Annotated in this window: 2 protein-coding genes; both read right to left on the minus strand. The window is 72.7% G+C overall.

Annotation, left to right across the window (positions count from 1 at the left end; all coding sequences use genetic code 11):
• Positions 1-115: 115 nt before the first annotated feature.
• Positions 116-439 (minus strand): hypothetical protein, encoded by a 324-nt coding sequence (locus V9U70_RS00170; RefSeq protein ID WP_336672325.1) that lies wholly within the window; start codon positions 437-439, stop codon positions 116-118.
• 79 nt (positions 440-518) lie between these two features.
• On the minus strand, positions 519-714 hold a 196-nt coding region (locus V9U70_RS00175; RefSeq protein ID WP_336672326.1), incomplete at its 5' end, for a hypothetical protein.

Below are 714 nucleotides of genomic sequence, written 5' to 3' on the forward strand. Positions count from 1 at the left end.
ATGCGCGGCCGGTGCCGTGGTGTCCGTCATGCTGGTACTTCCTCCTGCTCGATGGTTCGGGACCGGGGGAAAGAAGGGGGTGGCCGGTTTCCTTGGCCGGGGCCGGCCACCCCGCTCAGCTCCGCTCGGCCTTGTGAACGGCCCGCTCCGCGAGCCGCAGACGCTGCTCGGCGTCCTTGCGGGCCTGACGCGCGGCGGCCTTGTCGCTGCGGGGCGCGGTGCGCTCGGCAGCCTTCGCGGCGGCCACGTTCTGGCGGGCGGTGGCCTGCACCTCGTGCAGCGCCTTCAGCTCCCGCTGCCCACGCTCGGCCGCCACGGCGTCGATGGCCGCGATACGGGCCGTCACCTTGCTGTCGACGCAGTCGGCCATGGCCTGCCGGAAACCCCTGCGGAACAGCCGGGAACGCTCGCGGGACTCGGCTCGGGTGTAGCTGTACACAGTGACCTCCCAGAGGTGGGGCCGGGCTGTCCGGCTCCCCTTGCCGCCCCGGTAGTGGCCGGGGCGACGCGGGCAGCCGTCAGGCGAGCCGCAGTTCGTGGGAGTGGCACAGGACGGGGCCGATGAGCAGCCCGACCCGGTTCACGGTCCACCGGCCGCCTGTCAGCGGCCCCGGGGGGACTTCGTCAACGATGCGACCGGTCCTGCCGACTGCACGCGGGTCGTCCTCACACGCGACGATCCGCACCTCTTGGCCTGCCTGGAACATGAGGCGT

It is taken from the genome of Streptomyces pratensis (genome assembly GCF_037137275.1).
Lineage (GTDB): Bacteria > Actinomycetota > Actinomycetes > Streptomycetales > Streptomycetaceae > Streptomyces > Streptomyces pratensis_B.